This window comes from Pseudomonas sp. JY-Q, from assembly GCF_001655295.1.
Classification (GTDB): Bacteria; Pseudomonadota; Gammaproteobacteria; order Pseudomonadales; family Pseudomonadaceae; genus Aquipseudomonas; species Aquipseudomonas alloputida.
In genome coordinates, this window is sequence record NZ_CP011525.1 from 418,724 (window position 1) to 437,340 (window position 18,617).

General features: G+C 62.9%; 17 protein-coding genes and 2 pseudogenes. 6 read left to right on the forward strand and 13 right to left on the reverse strand.

The annotated features are described in order from the left end of the window. Nucleotides 1-161 precede the first annotated feature (161 nt). The 5 genes from AA098_RS01840 (at nt 162) to AA098_RS01860 (ending at nt 7,417) form a co-directional block, all read left to right on the forward strand. Nucleotides 162-1,901 (forward strand): glucan biosynthesis protein G, encoded by a 1,740-nt coding sequence (locus AA098_RS01840; protein ID WP_218188646.1) that lies wholly within the window; start codon nt 162-164, stop codon nt 1,899-1,901. Beyond that, a complete protein-coding gene (gene mdoH, locus AA098_RS01845; protein WP_003249265.1) occupies nt 1,894-4,467 on the forward strand; it encodes a glucans biosynthesis glucosyltransferase MdoH in 2,574 nt (857 codons plus the stop codon). Before AA098_RS01840 ends, mdoH begins: the two co-directional genes overlap by 8 nt. Before the next feature lie 383 nt (nt 4,468-4,850). Further along, nucleotides 4,851-5,648: a transporter substrate-binding domain-containing protein gene (locus tag AA098_RS01850; RefSeq protein WP_029380729.1), complete on the forward strand. Its 798-nt coding sequence runs from the start codon at nt 4,851-4,853 to the stop codon at nt 5,646-5,648. A 79-nt stretch (nt 5,649-5,727) separates the two neighbouring features. Continuing rightward, a complete protein-coding gene (locus AA098_RS01855; RefSeq protein ID WP_003249268.1) occupies nt 5,728-6,690 on the forward strand; it encodes an amino acid ABC transporter permease in 963 nt (320 codons plus the stop codon). After that, nucleotides 6,683-7,417, forward strand: a complete 735-nt coding sequence (locus tag AA098_RS01860) for an amino acid ABC transporter ATP-binding protein (RefSeq protein ID WP_003249271.1) — start codon at nt 6,683-6,685, stop codon at nt 7,415-7,417. The genes AA098_RS01855 and AA098_RS01860 overlap by 8 nt, the downstream gene beginning before the upstream one ends. Nucleotides 7,418-7,526: 109 nt before the next feature. Here the strand turns inward: AA098_RS01860 and AA098_RS30055 are convergent, their stop codons facing one another. From AA098_RS30055 to ubiE, 13 genes and pseudogenes are all read right to left on the reverse strand, one after another. Continuing rightward, the gene (locus AA098_RS30055) at nt 7,527-8,399 is read right to left on the reverse strand and encodes a methyl-accepting chemotaxis protein (protein ID WP_370626949.1); all 873 of its coding nucleotides are present in this window, start codon (nt 8,397-8,399) and stop codon (nt 7,527-7,529) included. Next, nucleotides 8,382-9,746, reverse strand: a pseudogene (locus AA098_RS30060) (methyl-accepting chemotaxis protein); the annotation flags it as partial. The pseudogene AA098_RS30060 and the gene AA098_RS30055, both read right to left, overlap by 18 nt. Before the next feature lie 459 nt (nt 9,747-10,205). Then, nucleotides 10,206-11,078, reverse strand: a complete 873-nt coding sequence (locus AA098_RS30065) for a methyl-accepting chemotaxis protein (protein WP_370626950.1) — start codon at nt 11,076-11,078, stop codon at nt 10,206-10,208. Further along, a pseudogene (locus AA098_RS30070) lies at nt 11,061-12,122 on the reverse strand (methyl-accepting chemotaxis protein); the annotation flags it as partial. The pseudogene AA098_RS30070 and the gene AA098_RS30065, both read right to left, overlap by 18 nt. A 101-nt stretch (nt 12,123-12,223) precedes the next feature. Further along, nucleotides 12,224-12,931, reverse strand: coding sequence for a 16S rRNA (uracil(1498)-N(3))-methyltransferase (locus AA098_RS01875; RefSeq protein ID WP_064613768.1), 708 nt, complete (start codon nt 12,929-12,931; stop codon nt 12,224-12,226). Further along, the gene (gene tatC, locus AA098_RS01880) at nt 12,928-13,716 is read right to left on the reverse strand and encodes a twin-arginine translocase subunit TatC (RefSeq protein WP_003249278.1); all 789 of its coding nucleotides are present in this window, start codon (nt 13,714-13,716) and stop codon (nt 12,928-12,930) included. Before tatC ends, AA098_RS01875 begins: the two co-directional genes overlap by 4 nt. Further along, the gene (gene tatB / locus AA098_RS01885; protein ID WP_003249280.1) at nt 13,713-14,090 is read right to left on the reverse strand and encodes a Sec-independent protein translocase protein TatB; all 378 of its coding nucleotides are present in this window, start codon (nt 14,088-14,090) and stop codon (nt 13,713-13,715) included. Before tatB ends, tatC begins: the two co-directional genes overlap by 4 nt. Before the next feature lie 3 nt (nt 14,091-14,093). Next, nucleotides 14,094-14,366, reverse strand: a complete 273-nt coding sequence (locus tag AA098_RS01890) for a twin-arginine translocase TatA/TatE family subunit (RefSeq protein ID WP_003249282.1) — start codon at nt 14,364-14,366, stop codon at nt 14,094-14,096. Nucleotides 14,367-14,391: 25 nt separating this feature from the next. Next, nucleotides 14,392-14,727, reverse strand: coding sequence for a phosphoribosyl-ATP diphosphatase (locus AA098_RS01895; protein WP_003249283.1), 336 nt, complete (start codon nt 14,725-14,727; stop codon nt 14,392-14,394). A 1-nt stretch (nt 14,728) separates the two neighbouring features. Beyond that, on the reverse strand, nt 14,729-15,121 hold the full coding sequence (gene hisI, locus AA098_RS01900) for a phosphoribosyl-AMP cyclohydrolase (protein ID WP_003249284.1): 393 nt from the start codon (nt 15,119-15,121) through the stop codon (nt 14,729-14,731). Nucleotides 15,122-15,193: 72 nt separating this feature from the next. Then, entirely contained in the window at nt 15,194-16,816 is a 1,623-nt protein-coding gene (ubiB, locus tag AA098_RS01905) for a ubiquinone biosynthesis regulatory protein kinase UbiB (RefSeq protein ID WP_003249285.1), read from the reverse strand. Then, nucleotides 16,813-17,436 (reverse strand): SCP2 domain-containing protein, encoded by a 624-nt coding sequence (locus tag AA098_RS01910; protein WP_003249286.1) that lies wholly within the window; start codon nt 17,434-17,436, stop codon nt 16,813-16,815. Before AA098_RS01910 ends, ubiB begins: the two co-directional genes overlap by 4 nt. Further along, nucleotides 17,436-18,206 carry a bifunctional demethylmenaquinone methyltransferase/2-methoxy-6-polyprenyl-1,4-benzoquinol methylase UbiE gene (gene ubiE, locus AA098_RS01915; protein WP_003249287.1) on the reverse strand — a complete coding sequence of 257 codons (771 nt, stop codon included), beginning with the start codon at nt 18,204-18,206 and terminating at the stop codon, nt 17,436-17,438. The genes AA098_RS01910 and ubiE overlap by 1 nt, the downstream gene beginning before the upstream one ends. A 124-nt stretch (nt 18,207-18,330) precedes the next feature. On the opposite strand from ubiE, the gene AA098_RS01920 reads away from it, so the two are divergent. Next, nucleotides 18,331-18,606 carry a polyhydroxyalkanoic acid system family protein gene (locus AA098_RS01920; protein WP_003249289.1) on the forward strand — a complete coding sequence of 92 codons (276 nt, stop codon included), beginning with the start codon at nt 18,331-18,333 and terminating at the stop codon, nt 18,604-18,606. The last annotated feature ends 11 nt before the right edge of the window (nt 18,607-18,617 follow it).

An 18,617-nucleotide genomic window follows, 5' to 3' on the forward strand; every position in this document is an offset into this window, starting at 1 on the left:
TGCATGGACCTGCGTTCGTAGGTCCGTTTCACTCTGACTCGAGCATTGTCTGGATCCGTTTGGGGAATCATTACGCCCTCGCGGGGTCCGAACAGTGCTCGCCAACCCGGCATTTGTCGCTGGCCGTTGGTTTCATGATCTGTTTTCGGCGAGGGTTGCTCGTGATTGTTAGTCCCCAAAAAGCATCAAGAATCCCCAGCGTCGGGCTACGCAAGGCGCTGATGGCCAGTGTGGCTCTGGTCGGCCTGATGAGCGCGGGCCAGCTGTGGGCATTCAATCTTGACGATGTTGCTGCCAAGGCAAAGGATCTGGCCGGCCAGAAGTACGACGCGCCCAAAAGCAACCTGCCGGCCGTGTTCCGCGACATGAAGTTCGCGGACTACCAGAAAATCCGTTTCCTGCAGGAAAAGGCCGAGTGGGCGAAGGACAAGACCCCGTTCAAACTGTCGTTCTATCATCAGGGCATGCACTTCGACACCCCGGTGAAAATCAACGAGGTCACCGCCACCAAGGTCGAGGAAATCAAGTACGACCCGGACCGCTTCGAGTTCGGTGACGTGCCGCACGACCCGGAAACCACGAAAAACCTCGGTTATGCAGGCTTCCGCGTGCTGTACCCGATCAACAAGGCCGACAAGCAGGACGAGATCATGACCCTGCTTGGCGCCAGCTATTTCCGCGTAGTCGGCAAGGGCCACGTGTACGGCCTGTCTGCCCGTGGCCTGGCCATCGACACCGCCCTGCCGTCGGGCGAAGAATTCCCGCGCTTCACCGAGTTCTGGGTTGAAAAGCCCAAGCCAGCCGACAAGCACCTGGTGATCTACGCGCTGCTGGATTCGCCGCGCTCTACCGGCGCCTACAAGCTGACCTTGCGTCCAGGCAACGACACCGTGGTCGACGTGCAGTCCCGCGTGTTCCTGCGTGACCATGTCAGCCGCCTGGGCATTGCGCCGCTGACCAGCATGTACCTGTTCGGCCCCAACCAGCCGTCCAAGGTGCTCAACTACCGCCCGGCCCTGCACGACTCCGAAGGCCTGTCGATCCATGCCGGCAACGGCGAGTGGCTGTGGCGCCCGCTGAACAACCCGAAACACCTGGCTGTAAGTAACTTCAGCGTCGAGAACCCGCGTGGTTTCGGCCTGATGCAGCGTCAGCGTGCTTTCAGCGACTACGAAGACCTCGACGACAACTACCAGAAGCGCCCAAGCGCCTGGATCGAGCCGAAGGGTGACTGGGGCAAGGGTAGCGTCGACCTGGTCGAAATCCCGACCGCCGACGAGACCAACGACAATATCGTGGCCTTCTGGAGCCCGGAGAAACTGCCTGAGCCAGGTAAGCCGTTCGAGTACGCCTACCGCCTGCACTGGACCATCGACGAGCCGAAGTTCCAGGCCCCTGACCTGGGCTCGGTCAAGCAGACCCTGCGTTCCACGGGTGACGTCAAGCAGTCCAACCTGATCCGCCAGCCAGATGGCAGCGTGGCATTCCTGGTCGACTTCGCCGGCCCGGCGCTTGCCGCCCTGCCGGAAGACACCGCCGTGCGCAGCCAGATCAGCGTGGGCGACAACGCCGAGGTGGTCGAGAACAATCTGCGCTATAACCCTGAGACCAAGGGCTGGCGCCTGACCCTGCGCCTGAAGGTCAAGGAAGCCAACAAGTCGACCGAAATGCGCGCCGCACTGGTGCGTGATGTACCGGTCGAGCCCGCCAAGCCTGCCCAGGACGCCAAGCAGGACAAGGCCGCAGCCAAGCATGCCAAGGCCGAGAAAGCCGTCAAGGCTGAGCAATCTGCCAAGGCCGAACAACCTGCCGCCGATGCGGCGCCCACCAACGCGGCCCCGGCCACCACCGAGAAGGTGCTGACCGAGACCTGGAGCTATCAGTTGCCTGCCGATGAGTAACTCAAGCGCAAGGCCGGAATCGCTTGGCGAGTACCTGGCCCACCTACCCCTGAGCGACGAGCAGCGGGCTGAACTTGCCAGCTGCACCTCGTTCAGTGAGCTACACCAACGCTTGGCGGCCAACCCGGCCGCCAGCTCTGCCGAGGCCGTGCAGGCCTCGGTGGGCCCGCGCCTGACCGTGGGCAGCGCCGCCGAGCTGGAAGATGCTGAAATGCTCGGCGTCGACGGCAGCGGTCGCCTGTGCCTGAAGATCGCCCCACCGATCAAGCGCACCAAGGTCGTGCCCGAGCCATGGCGCACCAATGTGCTGATCCGCATGTGGCGACGCATGACCGGCCGCCCCAACGCCCCGCAGCCGCCCAAGCGCGAGCTGCCGCCGGCCCGCTGGCGCACGGTTGGCTCGATCCGCCGGTACATCCTGCTGACGCTCATGATCGGCCAGACCATCGTCGCTGGCTGGTACATGAAAGGCATCCTGCCGTACCAGGGCTGGTCGTTCGTGGACTTTGACGAAATCGTCAACCAGCCGCTGTGGGACACGGTGGTGCAGGTGTGGCCGTATGCCCTGCAAACTTCCATCCTGATCCTCTTCGGCATCCTGTTCTGCTGGGTGTCGGCGGGCTTCTGGACCGCGCTGATGGGCTTCCTCGAGCTGCTCACCGGGCGTGACAAATACAAGATTTCCGGTAGCAGCGCAGGCAACGAGCCGATCGCGCCCGAGGCGCGTACCGCGCTGGTGATGCCGATTTGCAACGAAGACGTGCCGCGGGTGTTCGCCGGCCTGCGCGCAACGTTCGAGTCGGTGGCTGCCAGCGGCAACCTCGACCGGTTCGACTTCTTTGTGCTCAGCGACACCAACGACACCGACATTGCCGTGGCCGAGCAACAGGCCTGGCTGGATGTGTGCCGCGAAACCAAAGGCTTTGGCCGCATCTTCTACCGCCGCCGTCGGCGCCGTGTGAAGCGCAAGAGCGGCAACCTCGACGACTTCTGCCGTCGCTGGGGTGGCGAGTACAAGTACATGGTTGTGCTCGACGCCGACAGCGTCATGAGTGGCGAGTGCCTGAGCAGCCTGGTGCGCCTGATGGAGGCCAACCCGGATGCCGGCATCATCCAGACCGGGCCGAAAGCCTCGGGCATGGATACCCTGTATGCACGCATGCAACAGTTCGCTACCCGCGTGTACGGCCCACTGTTCACTGCCGGTCTGCACTTCTGGCAGTTGGGTGAGTCGCACTACTGGGGCCACAACGCGATCATCCGCATGAAGCCGTTCATCGAGCACTGCGCCCTGGCGCCGTTGCCGGGCAAGGGCGCGTTCGCCGGTGCCATCCTTTCCCACGACTTCGTCGAAGCCGCGCTGATGCGCCGTGCCGGCTGGGGTGTGTGGATTGCCTACGACTTGCCGGGCAGCTACGAAGAACTGCCGCCAAACCTGCTCGACGAGCTCAAGCGCGACCGCCGCTGGTGCCACGGCAACCTGATGAACTTCCGCCTGTTCCTGGTCAAGGGCATGCACCCGGTTCACCGTGCGGTGTTTCTCACCGGGGTGATGTCTTACCTGTCGGCGCCGCTGTGGTTCCTGTTCCTGGTGCTGTCGACCGCGCTGCTGGCGACCAACACGCTGATGGAGCCGCAGTATTTCATCGAGCCGTACCAGCTTTACCCGCTGTGGCCGCAGTGGCACCCGGAGAAGGCTGTGGCGCTGTTCTCCACCACCATTGTGCTGCTGTTCCTGCCCAAGCTGCTTAGCGTCATCCTGATCTGGGCCAAGGGCGCCGTCGAGTACGGTGGACGCGTCAAGGTCACCTTGTCGATGCTGATGGAGATGCTGTTCTCCATGTTGCTGGCACCGGTACGCATGATCTTCCACACCCGCTTCGTGCTGGCCGCGTTCCTCGGCTGGGCTGCGACCTGGAACTCGCCGCAGCGTGACGACGACTCCACGCCGTGGGGCGAAGCCGTGCGCCGGCATGGCCCGCAGACGCTGCTGGGCGTTGCCTGGGCCGCACTGGTGGCGTGGTTGAACCCGAGCTTCCTGTGGTGGCTGGCGCCTATCGTCGGTTCGCTGGTGCTGTCGATCCCGGTATCGGTGATTTCCAGCCGCACCCGCCTGGGCCTGGCGGCCAAGGACGAGAAGCTGTTCCTCATCCCAGAGGAATACGCCACCCCACAAGAGCTGTTGGCTACCGACCAGTACACCCACGAAAACCGCTGGCATGCCTTGCATGATGGTTTCGTGCGGGCCGTGGTCGACCCGCGGCAGAACGCCCTGGCCTGCGCCATGGCCACTGCCCGCCATGGCCAGGCGGCACCGATCGAAGCGTTGCGTGCCGAGCGCGTTGCCAAGGCAATTGAAGTCGGGCCAAAAGGCCTGGACCTCAATACTCGCCTGGCCCTGCTCAGCGACCCGGTGGCACTGAGCCGCCTGCACGAGCAGGTGTGGGCCGAGCACAATGCGGCCTGGATCGATGTGTGGCGTGCGTCGATCAACAATGACCCGCATTCGCCGCTGTTGCCGTTGCACCCGGAAAACGCAGGCCAACCGGCACTCGTCGGCGCCTGATCGGGCCTGTTCGCGGCGGTTCGGCGCCCCGATGGACCCGCTCCTACGGGGCGCCTGATAGGGCCTCTTCGCGGGTGAACCCGCTCCTACGGGGCGCCTGACAGGGCCTCTTCGCGGGTGAACCCGCTCCTACAGGACGCCTGATCGGGGCTCTTCGCGGGTGAACGCGCTCCTACCAGGGATACACATTCCCTTGTAGGCGCGGGTTCACCCGCGAAGCTTTTTGGCCTAGCCCCCTCATTTTGGCCAACAAAGTCCCCCCGCGGCTCTAGGTCCTCGGGCCGCCATGCGTTAGCATCCTTCTCCGATACGACGCTTCGGCCAGTACGGCCGTGCCAACACAATAAGATTCGCTACTTTTCTTGCTAGGGGACTTGGTGATGATCAAGAAATACCTTTCGCGACTGCTGGTCGGTGTGACCGCCCTGGTCGCCGTGACCGCGGCCCAGGCGGGCGCCATCGATGACGCGGTCAAGCGCGGCACCTTGCGGGTGGGCATGGACCCAACCTACATGCCGTTCCAGATGACCAACAAACGTGGCGAGATCATCGGCTTCGAAGTCGATATCCTCAAAGCCATGGCCAAGTCCATGGGCGTGAAGTTCGAGGCAGTGTCCACCGCCTATGACGGCATCATCCCGGCCTTGCTGACCGACAAGTTCGACATGATCGGCAGCGGCATGACCCTGACCCAGGAGCGCAACCTGCGCCTGAACTTCAGCGAACCCTTCATCGTGGTTGGCCAGACCCTGCTGATCCGCAAGGAGCTGGCTGGCGAGATCAAGTCGTACAAGGACCTGAACAACGAGAAGTATCGCCTGACCTCCAAGCTTGGCACCACCGGCGAAATGGTGTCCAAGAAGCTGATCAGCAAAGCCAAGTACCACGGTTACGACAACGAGCAGGAAGCGGTGATGGACGTGGTCAATGGCAAGGCCGACGCCTTTGTCTATGACGCGCCTTACAACGTGGTGGCGGTAGAGAAAGCCGGCGCCGGCAAGCTGCTGTTCCTCGAAGAACCCTTCACCTACGAGCCGCTGGCCTTCGGCCTGAAGAAAGGCGACTACGACAGCATCAACTTCATCAACAACTTCCTGCACCAGATCAAGCACGACGGGACCTACGATCGTATTCACGATAAGTGGTTCAAGAACAAGGACTGGCTGAAGGAAATGGAATAAGGCTCAGGCCACAAGCCCGGCTTTATGACCCCGACGCGCAGGCAAACCCTGCGCGTTCGCATTTACGGAAGTACCCCACGTGATCAAACACAAGAAAGCCCAGTGGCCTTGGCATGGGTTGACTGCCCTGGTCCTGGTAGGCCTGGCGCTCAGCCTTTACATGGCCACCTCGATGATTTCCTACGAGTGGCGCTGGAACCGCGTACCGCAGTACTTCGCCTACAAGGCCGAGGAAACACAACGCGCTGCCGGCTACGGCACTGTGCAGGAAATCGTCATCTCCGGTGACAACGCTCGCGTCACGCTGAAGGACGAAAGTGGTGCCGAGCAAGTGCTCGATGTGGCCAAGGACAGCCTGCAACTGAGCCGCGGCGACGATGTTGCCGAAGGCGACCAGATTGGGGTAACCCGCCATTGGGCCGCTGGCCCGCTGGCATGGGGCCTGTGGACCACCTTGTGGATCTCGGTGGTGTCCGGGGCGCTGGGCCTGGTGATCGGCCTGTTCGCCGGATTGTGCCGGTTGTCGAACAACCCGACCCTGCGCGACCTGTCGACCGTCTATGTCGAACTGGTGCGCGGCACGCCGCTGCTGGTGCAGATCTTCATCTTCTACTTCTTCATCGGCACCGTGCTCAACCTGTCCCGCGAGTTTGCCGGGGTAGCGGCGCTGGCATTGTTTACTGGTGCTTACGTGGCCGAAATCGTCCGTGCTGGCGTGCAGTCGATCGCCAAGGGCCAGAACGAGGCTGCGCGGTCGCTGGGCCTGAACGCTGGCCAGTCGATGCGCCATGTGATCTTGCCGCAGGCCTTCAAGCGCGTGCTTCCGCCCCTGGCCGGCCAGTTCATCAGCCTGGTCAAGGACACCTCGCTGGTGTCGGTGATCGCCATCACCGAGCTGACCAAGAGTGGCCGTGAGGCCATCACCACCTCGTTCTCTACCTTCGAGATCTGGTTCTGCGTGGCAGGCCTGTACCTGCTGATCAACCTGCCGCTGTCGCACATTGCCAGCCGGCTCGAGCGGAGGCTTGCGCAAAGTGATTGAAGTCCGTGATTTGCTGAAAGTCTTCGACACCCGTGGCCAGGTGGTAAGGGCTGTGGATAACGTCACCACTCAGGTCGCCAAGGGCGAAGTGGTGGTCGTGCTCGGCCCGTCGGGGTCGGGCAAATCGACGTTCCTGCGCTGCCTCAACGGCCTGGAGCATTTCGACCAAGGCCATGTGGCCATCGATGGCCTGCAACTGGCCGACCCCAAGACCGACATCAATGCCTACCGCCGCGAAGTTGGCATGGTGTTCCAGCACTTCAACCTGTTCCCGCACATGACTGTGCTGGAAAACCTGTGCCTGGCGCAGAAGGTGGTGCGCAAGCGCAACAAGGCTGACCGCGAAGCCAAGGCCCGGGCGCTGCTGGAAAAGGTCGGTATCGCGCAAAAGGCCAACGAATTCCCGTCACGGCTTTCTGGCGGCCAGCAGCAGCGGGTAGCGATTGCCCGGGCCCTGGCGATGGATCCGAAAGTGATGCTGTTCGACGAGCCCACCTCGGCGCTCGACCCGGAAATGGTCGGTGAGGTGCTGGACGTGATGAAGACCCTGGCCCAGGAAGGCATGACCATGGTTTGCGTCACCCACGAAATGGGCTTCGCCCGCGAAGTGGCTGACCGCGTGCTGTTCTTCGACCACGGCAAACTGCTGGAAGATTCGGCCCCGGCCGCGTTCTTCGCTGCGCCGAAAGACCCGCGTGCGCAGGCATTCCTGCGCCAGGTGCTGTAACCGCGCTGGCTTCTTCGCGGGCAAGCTCGCTCCTGCATGTCCACCACTGCCTTGATAGGGGTGATGTACCTGTGTGAGCGGGCTTGCCCGCGAAGAGGGCGAGGCGAAATCAGAGGCTGAACCGCCCCACCATCCCCCGCAATTGCTGCCCCAGATGCTCCAGTTCTCCACTCGAGGCTGCCGTCTGCTCACTGGCCGCGCTGGTCTGATCCGAAACATCCCGCACATTGATCACACTTCGGTTGATCTGCTCGGCCACCACGCTCTGCTCTTCACTGGCGGTGGCGATCTGCTGGTTCATGCCCTGAATGCTCGACACCGTGTCGGTGATCTGGCTCAGTGCGTGCCCGGCCCTGCGGCTCAGCTCCACACTCTGTTCGGTCAGGCTCTTGCTGCTGTCCAGCAAGCGGGTCACTTCGTCGGTACCGTTGTGCAGACTGTCGATCAGTTGGCCGATCTCTTCGGTCGCCGTCGACGTACGCTGTGCCAGGCCACGCACCTCATCGGCCACCACGGCAAAACCGCGCCCGGCTTCACCGGCCCGTGCCGCTTCGATCGCTGCGTTCAGCGCCAGCAGGTTGGTCTGTTCGGACACCGACTTGATCACATCGAGAATGCTGCCAATCCGCTGGCTCTCGCCTGCCAGGTGCTGCATGGCCGCCAGGCAATGGTCCATCTGCCCGGCCAGCTGTTCGATACGGCCGATGGCTTCGGCGACGACCTGGTCACCCACCTGGGCCTGCTGGTCAGCGCTGGTCGCGGCCAGCGAGGCTTGCTCGGCGTTCTGTGCCACTTCCTGCACGGTGGCGCTCATCTGGTTCATGGCAGTCGCCACCTGGTCAGTTTCCTCGCGCTGCTGATTGATGCGCAGCTTGGTGTCTTCGCTACTGGCCGCCAACTGTGTGGCGGCCTGTGACAGCTGGCCGACACCCTGATCAATGCCACCGATCAGCTCGCGCAGGCTCAAGGTCATCTCGCGCATGCTGGTTTGCAGCTGGCCCATTTCGTCGCGACGTTGCACGGTGTCGACCTGGCTCAGGTCACCCTTGGCGATGCGGGCAGCCACGGCCAGTGTCTGGCGCAACGGCTGGGTGATCTGCAAGGTGATCAGCCAAGCGGCCAGCGCCCCTACCACCATGGCCAGCAGCGCCACACTGGTCAGCAGCGACCGGGCGGCCAAGGCCTCTCTGTCGCGTTGTTCGACCTTGCGTTTGCCCAGTTCGAGGCTCACCGTTCGCAGCTCGTTGCCCATGTTTTCCATGTTGTTCTGCAACTGCTCCACACGTACGGCGGCGCGGCGATACTGATCCAGGCTGGTGCGGTACTTGCTCAGCTCGACACCGGGTTGCTCACTGATGGCGCGTGGCAAGCCCAGCGGCGCAAGGCCTTCAAGCAGTTGCGCAAGGCTATTGTCGGCGGCATCCAGGGCGTTATCACCGACTTTGGCAAAATCCTCGACCGGGGCGAAGGTGTAGGCGGGAACCAGGCTTTGCTGGTTGGCACCTTCGACATGCCGGCTGAGGGTATCCATCAGGCCCAGCACACCACTTTGCTGACTGTCGTCAGGCATTTTCAGCAAGGCCTGGGTCTGCAGTTGGTCAATCGCCTCGCTGAGTGCATGCTCCTGTGACTGAAGGGCTTCGCGCAGGGCTACACGGCTGGCGACGCTGCGCTGCAGTTCGCTGAAGGTGTCGCGCAGGTTCTGCAACAATGCCATTTTTTCTGTCAGCAACTGCCGTGACTCATCGACGTTGCTGCGTTGTTGCAGGGTGGTCAGCATGCTGTTGAGCTGGTCGAGGATGTTGCTGATGCGTGCTCTGCTGGCATCGTCGTTGAGCACGCGGTAGGTGATGCGTTCCGCGCGCAGGTCTTTTGTCAGGTCGTTGATCAGGCCTATTTCGCTGAGTTGCTGTGAGCGCACGATGGCACCATCCAGGGCACGCCAGCCGCTGATGGTGGTGGCCAGGGTGAGCAGCAGGACCACGGCGAAGCCGAGGGCCAGCTTGGCGGCGACACTGATGTTGCCGAGCTTGCGGTTGAGGGAGCCAAGCATGGGGAATCTCCGAGCGAGTGAGAGAAAGGATGCAGGCGCATGGCTGGCATCACATCTCTGCCCATCGGCAGCGGAGCTGTAGGACTTGACCTGATAATCAGGTAGGAAAGTTCGCCGCGAACAGTAGGATATATTTCGTCCTGTGCCGTCCTCTTCGCGGGTGAACCCGCTCCTACGACGGCCTGTGCGTGTGTGTAGGCGCGGGTTTACCCGCGAATACGGTGGCGGCGGCAACGGTGAACGGCGGGTGGAAATTGGCCAGCCGGCCTGGCCCATTCGCGGGTAAACCCGCTCCTACGACGGCCTGTGCGTGTGTGTAGGCGCGGGTTTACCCGCGAATACGGTGGTGCCGGCAACGGTGAACGGCGGGTGGAAATTGGCCAGCAGGGCCGGCCCATTCGCGGGTGAACCCGCTCCTACGACGGCCTGTGCATGCGTGTAGGAGCGGGTTTACCCGCGAATACGGTGGTGCCGGCAACGGTGAACGGCGGGTGGAAATTGGCCAGCAGGGCCGGCCCATTCGCGGGTAAACCCGCTCCTACGACGGCCTGTGCATGCGTGTAGGAGCGGGTTTACCCGCGAATACGGTGGCGGCGGCAACGGTGAACGGCGGGTGGAAATTGGCCAGCAGGGCCGGCCCATTCGCGGGTGAACCCGCTCCTACGACGGCCTGTGCATGTGTGTAGGCGCGGGTTTACCCGCGAAGAGGCCCGACCGGGCGACCGCTGGTTCAGATCACAGCCGGAACCGCCCAACCAGCCCTTGCAAATGGGTACCCAACCGCGCCAGTTCCACGCTGGAGCTGGCCGTCTCCTCACTCGCCGCCGAGGTCTGGTCGGAAATATCACGCACATTCATCACGCTGCGGTTGATTTCTTCGGCCACCGCCGTCTGCTCCTCGGCCGCCGTGGCAATCTGCTGGTTCATTGCCTGGATCGACGACACCGTGCGGGTGATGGTTTCCAGCGAGCTGCCGGCGCGGCGGGTCAGCTCGACGCTGCTGTCGGTCAGTTGGCGGCTGTTGTCCATCACGCTGGCCACCCGTTGGGTGCCGCTTTGCAGGCCGGCAATCAACTCTTCGATCTCTTCGGTCGACTGCTGTGTGCGTTGGGCCAAGCTGCGCACTTCGTCGGCAACCACGGCAAAGCCACGCCCGGCCTCACCGGCGCGGGCGGCTTCGATTGCCGCGTTGAGGGCCAGCAGGTTGGTTTGCTGGGCCACCGATTTAATTACGTCGAGTACGCTGCCGATCTTGTCGCTTTCGGTCTTGAGCAGGTTCATCGCTTCGCTGGAGTTGACCACTTCGCTTGCCAGGCGCTCGATCTGTGCCACCGCCTGGCCCACCACGCGATCGCCCTCGCGGGCCTGCTGGTCGGCCATCAAGGCGGCTTCCGAAGCCTGTTCGGCATTACGTGCCACCTCGTGCACGGTGGCAGTCATCTGGTTCATCGCGGTCGCCACCTGGTCGGTTTCGACCTTCTGGTTGTTGACCCCGGCACTGGTCTGTTCTGTCACCGCCGACAGCTGCTCGGCAGCGCTGGCGATCTGCGTCACGCCGTCGCCAATACCGCCGATCAGTTCACGCAAGCCTTGGGTCATACGATGCATGCTGGCTTGCAATTGGCCCAGTTCGTCGCGACGTTGCACCTGCAGGCTTTGGGTCAGGTCTCCGCTGGCCACACGCTCTGCGGCGCGCAGTGTTTGGCGCAGAGGGATGATGATCTGCCGGGTAATGGCCCAGGCGGCCAGCAGGCCAAAGGCCAGTGCCAGCACGGTGGCAACTGCGAGCAGTGTTTTGGCCTGCGCGGCAGCGGCATCGCGCACCTCGGTTTGCGAGGTAGTCATCATCTGGCTGGCCTGCAGCAGTACCGTGCCTTGTTCAGCCATGCGTTGCAACGCTTGCTCGCTGGCGAGCTGGGCATCGCCGAACTGGGTCACCGCATCGCGGTAGCCGCCCATGGCTGTGGCGGCATCATCCAGGCTGGCAGCATGTTCGGCAGACACCTTGGCCGGCAGTGCACGCAGTTCGGCCAAAGCCTGGTCGATGGCGTTCAGTGCCGTTTGCTGGTATTCGGCATTGCCGCTGTAGGTGTAGCCACGCACCTGGAAGCGCGCTTGTTGCAGCAGGGCGCTGACGTCCACCGCGTGCTGGTACTGGTTGATGTCTGCGTCTTGCAGCAGGCTGCGCTGTACACGGCCTATCAACTCCACGGCTTTATCGGCGCTGCTACCCAGTACATCACGGCTGGCTTCGCGGCGTTGGTCGGCTTGCTTAAGCTCGTTGAATGCCTGCTGGTAGGTGCGCACTGCCTCGCGTTGCTGTTCGAGGCGTTGGCGGTCGGCGGGTTGTTCGATCTGGCCAAGCATCCGCTGCACCTGGCGGTCGAGGTTGCTCAGGGCTTTTTCCAGTTCTGCCAGCGAAGCGTCGTCGCGGCGGCGATCGTAATGCTGGCGGGCTATACGCAATTCCTGGGTGTATTGCTGGATAACAGAGATGTTTCCCAGTTTGTCGCCACGGTCGATGATGCTGTCCATGCCGTACCAGCCGGTCAGGGTAATCGCCAAGGTCAACAGCAGCACCAGGCCGAAACCCAGCCCCAGTTTGCGATTGACGCTCACATTGCCCAACGATTGGGCTAACCATTGATACATGTTCGACTCCCCGGCGGCTTGGCAGCACAAATAATTGTATTGTTGCCAAGGCCATCGGCCCGGGAGAGGGAAACTTGATGGGCGAAAAAGTGGTGTTTGTGTCAGAAAATACGCGAAAGCAGCGCGGTAACGGCGGTCTCCACCCGCAAGATGCGATCACCCAGCTGTACCGGCGCCAGGCCTGCCTTGCCCAGCAGGTCGATCTCGTGGGGGATCCAGCCACCCTCGGGGCCAATGGCCAGGGTAACGGTTTGTTCTACGGCGCGCGGACAGGCTGGGTAGGGGCCGGGATGGCCGACCAGGCCCAGGGTGCCGGCGGCGATGGTGGGCAGGCGGTCTTCGACAAAAGGCTTGAAGCGTTTTTCAATGATCACCTCGGGCAACACGGTGTCGCGCGCCTGTTCCAGGCCCAGGATCAGGTTTTCGCGAATGCTCTCGGGCTGCAGAAAAGGTGTTTGCCAGAAGCTTTTCTCGACTTTGTAGCTGTTCAGCAGGATCAGCCGCGGCACGCCTAATGTGGCCACGGTCTGGAACAGCCGTCGCAGCATTTTTGGCCGAGGCACCGCCAGCACCAGGGTCAGCGGCAGCTTGGCCGGTGGCTGCTGGTCGAAGGCCACTTCAAGTTCGGCTTGGTGCTTTTCCAGGCGCAGCACCGTGGCCTTGCCCATCAGGCCATTGATACGGCCCACGCGCAGGTTGTCGCCCACTGCCACGCGGTGGATTTCCTGCATATGGGTGAAGCGCCGATCAGCAAGAACGACGCGGTTGGCCGAGACGAAGTCGGCCTCTTCAAGAAGCAGCAGGTTCACGGTTGGGTCGCTGGTGGCTGGTCGTTATGGTCGTCGGCGGTTTCGTCGTGGGCGCTGCGCTTGCGGATCAGGCTGCCGCACAGCACGCCGATCTCGAACAGCAGCCACATGGGCACGGCCAGCAGGGTCTGGGAGAAGATGTCCGGTGGGGTGAGGACCATGCCGACCACGAAGCAGCCGATGATCACATACGGGCGGACTTTCTTCAGGTACTTCACGTCGACCACGCCGATCCACACCAGCAGTACGACCGCCACCGGGATTTCGAAGGCCACGCCAAAGGCGAAGAACAGCGTCATCACGAAGTCGAGGTAGCTTGCGATGTCGGTCATCATCGAAACGCCTTCTGGCGTGGCGCTGGCGAAGAAACCGAAGATCAGCGGGAATACAAGGAAGTAGGCGAATGCCATGCCGGCATAGAACAGGAAGATGCTCGACACCAACAGTGGAATGGCGATGCGCTTTTCATGGCGGTACAGCCCTGGCGCGATAAAACCCCAGATCTGCTGAAGGATGAACGGGATGGCCAGGAACAGCGCCACGATCATGGTCAGCTTGAACGGCGTGAGGAACGGCGAGGCCACATCGGTGGCGATCATCGTTGCGTTGGCCGGCAAGTGCTCGCGCAGCGGCGCGGAAACCAGTGTGTAGATCTGCTGGGCGAAGGAGAACAGCCCGGCAAAGATCAGGAAAATGACGGCAACACAGCGCAGCAGGCGGGTGCGCAGTTCGGTCAGGTGCGAAACCAGCGGCATCGGCTGGTCGTGTTCCGGATTCTCGCTCATGGGGCTCGCGGCGGTTGAGGCGGTTCAGACGGTGCGGCCGGGGCAGCAGGTGCTTCGACCGGCCTGGCTTCGAGCCCGGCAGGTGGCTGCACGCTGGCCGTGGTGACCGGCGGCTTCGCGGGTGGCGTCATTGGGTTGAGGATGCGCTTGGCTTCCTCTTCCATCTGCAGGATGTGCTCGTTATGCAGCTGGCGGCGGATGTCGTCGGCGCCAATTTCGCGCTCCACTTCCATCTTGATGCTGTTGAAGCTGCGCTTGAGCCGGCCGATCCACAGGCCTGCCGTGCGCGCGGCACCCGGCAGGCGCTCAGGACCGAGCACCAGCAGGGCGACCAGGCCGACGAGCAGGAGCTCGCTGAAACTGATGCCGAACATGGGTCAGTCTTTCCGCTGCGGCTCTTGGACCGGGTGGGCCTGGCCTTCGATGGTGTGGCCTTGCTGCGGCTGCGCGGTGTTTTGCACCGGTGGCACAGGTTGGGCAGGTGGCGGAGTCTGCTCGGCCGGCTTGCTCTCTTCTTCGTTCATGGCCTTGCGGAAGCCCTTGATCGACTCGCCCAGGTCGCTGCCGAAGTTCTTCAGTTTCTTGGTGCCGAACACCAGGACCACGACGACCAGCAGGACAATCCAGTGTTTCCAGTCAAAAATACCCATGGTGCTCTCCTAGAATGCGTTGTGCTCAAGCCGAAGGCTGGCGTGCGGCCTTTTCATCATGCCCGGAAAGCCCGAAGCGGCGTTCCAGCTCATCCAGCACGGCTTGCGGATGCTGGCCCAGCGCACTGAGCATCACCAGGCTATGAAACCACAGGTCGGCGGTTTCGTAGATGACATCGCTGTAATCCTTGCTGATCTGGGCATCCTTGGCAGCAATGATCGTTTCGACCGACTCTTCGCCGAGCTTTTCAAGGATCTTGTTCAGGCCCTTGTGGTACAGGCTGGCCACGTAGGAGCTGTCAGGCGCCGCTTGCTTGCGTTCTTCAAGCACTTCGGCCAGGCGGTTGAGGGTGTCGCTCATGTCAATGTCCTGCGCTGTAGATGGCATCCGGGTCCTTCAGGACCGGGTCGACGATTTTCCACTGGCCGTCTTCATAGACGCGGTAGAAGCAGCTTTCACGACCGGTATGGCAGGCGATATGGCCCAGTTGCTCGACCATCAGGATGATCACGTCGGCGTCACAGTCCAGGCGCAACTCATGCAGTTTTTGCACATGCCCGGACTCCTCGCCTTTACGCCACAGCTTGCCACGCGAACGCGACCAGTAGATGGCACGCTGCTCGGCGGCGGTCAGGGCCAGCGATTCACGGTTCATCCAGGCCATCATCAGCACGCGTCCGGTCTTGTGGTCCTGGGCGATCGCCGGTACCAGGCCATCGCTGTTCCACTTGATCTCGTCCAGCCAGTCTTTCATCGTCGACTCCAAAACGGGCCCGCTCCTGTGCCGGGCCCTTTGCGCTAGTGTGCCAGCCACAGGCGCGGCTGGCTATTGGCGCACGATCAGGTAAAGGCCCGCAGCCAGCATCAACCAGGCTGGCCAGGCGGCCGGGGCGGCCAGGCTGGCGGTTTCGGCAGCGCCTGCAGCCAAAACTGCGCCACCGCCAAGCAGGCCGGCGCCCAGCAGGCGCAGCGCCCAGCGGTCGCCCTGGCGGCGCCGTTCCGGCAGGTGTGGATCGTGCAGGTGAGGCTGCGACAGGCGCTCGAGCAGGTCGCGGGTCATGCCGGCCAGGTGCGGCAGTTGCTCTACCTGGCTGTGCAGGTTGCCGAACACGGCCTTGGGGCTATAGCGGTCGCGCATCCAGCGTTCGAGGTACGGCTTGGCGGTGCTCCACAGGTCCAAATCGGGGTACAGCTGTCGGCCCAGGCCTTCGATGTTGAGCAGGGTTTTCTGCAGCAATACCAACTGTGGCTGCACTTCCATGTTGAAGCGCCGTGCGGTCTGGAACAGGCGCATCAGCACCTGGCCGAAGGAAATATCTTTTAACGGTTTTTCAAAGATCGGCTCGCACACGGTGCGAATCGCTGCTTCGAACTCGTTGACCTTGGTGTTTGCCGGCACCCAGCCCGAATCGATGTGCAACTGGGCGACGCGGCGGTAGTCACGCTTGAAGAAGGCAAACAGGTTGCGCGCCAGATAGTCCTGGTCCTCGGCGGTGAGGCTGCCGACGATGCCGCAGTCGATGGCAATGTACTGTGGGCTCCACGGTTTGACCGTGCTGACGAAGATGTTGCCAGGGTGCATGTCGGCATGGAAGAAGCTGTCGCGGAACACCTGGGTGAAGAACACTTCCACGCCGCGCTCGGCCAGCAGCTTCATGTCGGTGCGCTGGTCGGCCAAGGTGGCCATGTCGGTCACCGGTACGCCGTAGATGCGCTCCATTACCAGCACCTTGGGGCGGCACAGGTCCCAGTACACCTGGGGTACGTACATCAGCTCGGAGTCTTCGAAGTTGCGCCGCAGCTGGCTGGCGTTGGCAGCCTCGCGCAGCAGGTCGAGCTCGTCGTAGATGGTTTTTTCGTAGTCGCCGACGATTTCCACCGGGTGCAGGCGACGGGCATCCGCCGAGGCGCGTTCGGCGGCCTTGGCGATCAGGAACAGCCAGGCCAGGTCCTGGGCGATGACCGGCTTCAGGCCCGGGCGCACCACCTTGACCACCACCTCTTCGCCGGTTTTCAGGCGTGCGGCGTGCACCTGGGCCACCGAGGCCGAAGCCAGAGGCTCGACGTCGAAACGGCTGAACACCTCGCCGACCTTTGCACCGAGCTGTTCCTCGATCAAGGCCACGGCTTTTTTCGGGTCGAACGGTGGCACACGGTCCTGCAACAGCATCAGCTCGTCGGCGATGTCGGGGGGCAGCAGGTCGCGGCGGGTGGACAGCAGCTGGCCAAACTTGATGAAGATCGGCCCCAGGTCCTGCAGTGCCAGGCGCAGGCGCGCGCCACGGCTGAGTTCGGTGGGCTTGCGTGGCAGCCAGCGCCACGGCATCAACAGGCGCAGGCTGGCCAGCCACCAGGGCAGCAAGGGCTGGTCGAACAGCAGGTCATCGAGGCGGTAGCGGATCACCACACGCTGGATGCGAAAAAGACGTCGGACGGCGAGCAGCTTCATGCGTTATCGCTGGTATCAAGGGATCGGGAGAGGCGCTTGAGGCGCGCTTCGAGGCGTTCTGTATCAAGCTTCAAGGCATCGAGCTCGCTGAAGGCGGCTTCGGCTTCGCGCTTGCCGACCAGGGTACGGGATTCTTCGGCCAGGTATTCGGACAGGTTCTGGCTGAACCGTGCCAGGCCTTGGCGAGTCCAGCGAGCGCGCAGGCGGATATGGCCGGCCAGCATTGCCGTGGCGACCGGGCCAAGCCAGCGTTGCAGCTCGTGCTCCCAGTCCAGCTCCAGGTCCTGCAGCACACCGAACAGGTCGAGCAGTACGGCGCTGTCGCCGTGCAGCTCGACCTGCGGGCTGTGCAGCACAGCGGTCTTGTCCTTGACCAAGGCCAGTTGCGCCAGGCTACCGGCGGGGGCGCGCAGGCGGCAATCGACCTCGCCCTCCCAATGGGCGGCGAGCATCAGGCCTTCTTCATCGGGCAGGATGAACACCTGCAGGGCCGGTTGGCGGCAGTCGATCTCGATGACTTTGCCTTCCAGCGCGGCCAGCCGCGGCAGGGCCGTGCTGTCCAGGCGCAGGACGCGGTTCAGGCCATGTTCGACGCTGGCGAGCAGCCCGGCCAGCAACATCAGGGCTTGATTCCCCGGTGCACGGCAACGATGCCGCTGGTCATGTTGTGGTAGGTGACGCGGTCGAAACCAGCCTCGACCATCATGCTCTTCAGGGTTTCCTGGTCAGGGTGCATGCGGATCGACTCGGCGAGGTAACGGTAGCTCTCGGCGTCATTGGTGATCAGCTTGCCAGCCAGCGGCATGAAGGCGAACGAGTAGGCGTCGTAGGCCCTGGACATCAGCTTGTTGGTCGGCTTGGAGAACTCCAGGATCAGCAGGCGGCCACCGGGCTTGAGCACGCGCAGCATCGAACGGATGGCGGCGTCCTTGTGGGTGACGTTGCGCAGGCCGAAAGCAATGGTCACGCAGTCGAAGTGGTTGTCCGGGAACGGCAGCTTTTCAGCATCGGCCTGGACGAACTCGATGTTGCCGGCCACGCCACGGTCAAGCAGGCGGTCACGGCCAACCTTGAGCATCGAATCGTTGATGTCGGCCAGCACCACTTGCCCGGTCGGCCCGACAAGACGCGAGAACTTGGCCGCCAGATCACCGGTACCGCCGGCGATGTCCAGCACGCGGTTACCGCTGCGCACGCCCGACAGCTCGATGGTAAAGCGCTTCCACAGGCGGTGCATGCCGCCGGAAAGCACGTCGTTCATCAGGTCGTACTTGGCTGCTACCGAGTGGAACACTTCGGCGACTTTCTTCGCCTTCTGGCTTTCAGGCACGTCCTGGTAGCCGAAATGGGTGGTGGGTTCGGCGTGGTCGCCTTTGCGCTGGTCGTTCATATCGCTTCACCGGAAAAAATTACCGCCATTCTAGGGCGAACGGGCGGATTTGTCTTGGCGGGGTGTGCCAGTGGGCAGGGGCGGGCATAATGCTCATTATGTCTACATCTTCAGGAACGCCCGCATGACCCAGATCAGCGTCGAACGCAAACACTCCCTCGGCCGTGATGCCGCCCGCGCCAAGGCCGAAGCGCTGGTCGACAAGCTCAGCCGCGAGTACGACCTCAAGGCCACCTGGAACGGTGACCGCGTGGACGTTGCGCGCAGTGGCGCCAATGGCAGTGTGCACATTGGCGACGACAGCATCCGCGTCGAATTGAAGCTGGGCATGATGCTGTCGATGATGAGCGGCACCATCAAAGGCGAGATCGAGCGGGCGCTGGACAAGGCCCTGGCCTGAGCCGGCGCCGC